Annotated in this window: 1 pseudogene; it reads right to left on the reverse strand. The window is 53.5% G+C overall.

From position 1 onward, the window contains the following. Positions 1-1587 (reverse strand): annotated as a pseudogene (locus PPL9_RS31785) (excinuclease ABC subunit A); the annotation flags it as partial. Between the last annotated feature and the right edge of the window lie 29 nt (positions 1588-1616).

Here is a 1616-nt window from a genome sequence, read left to right on the forward strand (position 1 = left end):
CTGGTGCAGGCCGATGGAGGGCTCATCCAGAACATAAAGCACACCGGTCAGGCCGGAACCAATCTGGGAGGCCAGGCGAATACGTTGGCTCTCACCACCAGACAAGGTTCCGGAAGAGCGGTCCATGGAAAGGTATTCCAAGCCAACATCGTTGAGGAACTTCAGGCGCTCACGGATTTCCTTGAGGATGCGATATGCAATTTCGTTCTGCTTGTCGGAGAGCTTTTCATCAATGCTGGAGAACCAGTCGTGTGCGGTTTTGATGGAAAGGGCTGTGATCTCGCCTATATGGCGATCTGCTATTTTGACGCAAAGAGCCTCAGGCTTGAGGCGGTAGCCTTTACAAGCGTCGCAAGCATGGTCGGATTGGTAGCGTGAGAGCTCATCGCGCACCATCTGAGAATCTGTTTCACGCCAGCGCCGCTCGATGTTGCCGACAACGCCTTCGAATGGCTTTTCGGTTTTGTAAGAGCGGGTGCCGTCATCATAAACAAACTGCACTTTTGTGTTGCCGGTTCCGAATAGCACCGCATTGCGGAAGTCTTCCGGAAGGTCTTTCCAGGCCTTGGTCATCGGTTGTTTATGATGCTTGGCCAATGCTTCCAATGTTTGGGTGTAATAAGGAGAGGTTGAGCCGGTTTTTGACCATGGCAGGATCGCGCCACCCCGAAGGGACAGGGTTTGGTCCGGTACAACGAGTTCGGCTTCAAACGCCAGTTTTGTGCCGAGACCATCGCAAGTCGGGCATGCGCCAAACGGGTTGTTGAACGAGAACAGACGCGGTTCAATCTCCGGGATGGTGAAGCCGGACACCGGGCAAGCGAACTTTTCAGAGAAAATGAGCTGCTTTGCTTTGCCTTTTTCATCCTGCTGATCTGCAAACTCAACGGTAGCGAGGCCTTCGGCCAGCTCCAGTGCGGTTTCCAGAGAATCTGCCAGGCGGCCAGCCATGTCTTCGCGCACAACGATACGGTCAACAACGACATCAATATCGTGTTTGAACTTCTTATCCAGAGTGGGCGCATCGGCGATTTCATAATACTCGCCGTCAACTTTTACGCGCTGGAAGCCCTTTTTCATGAGCTCAGCGAGTTCTTTTCTATACTCGCCTTTGCGGCCACGCACGATTGGGGCCAGCAGGTAAAGGCGGGTTCCTTCTTCCAGTGTCAGAATGCGGTCTACCATTTGGGAGACGGTTTGACTTTCAATTGGCAGGCCCGTTGCCGGAGAGTATGGAATGCCTACGCGCGCGAACAGGAGGCGCATGTAGTCATAGATCTCTGTGACTGTGCCAACTGTGGAGCGTGGGTTTTTTGAGGTGGTTTTCTGTTCAATGGAGATTGCAGGTGACAGGCCGTCGATCTGATCTACGTCCGGTTTCTGCATCATTTCAAGGAACTGGCGGGCGTAAGCGCTCAGGCTTTCAACGTAGCGGCGCTGCCCTTCAGCGTAAATCGTATCGAAGGCAAGAGAAGATTTGCCCGAGCCGGACAGGCCAGTCATGACGATCAGGCTGTCTCGTGGAAGATCCAGGTCCACATTCTTCAAGTTATGTTCGCGAGCGCCACGTACAGTGATCTGCTTCATAAGGTCTGCGCGCGCGGGAGTATTTTGTG

Source organism: Pseudovibrio sp. POLY-S9, assembly GCF_001431305.1.
Taxonomy (GTDB): domain Bacteria; phylum Pseudomonadota; class Alphaproteobacteria; order Rhizobiales; family Stappiaceae; genus Pseudovibrio.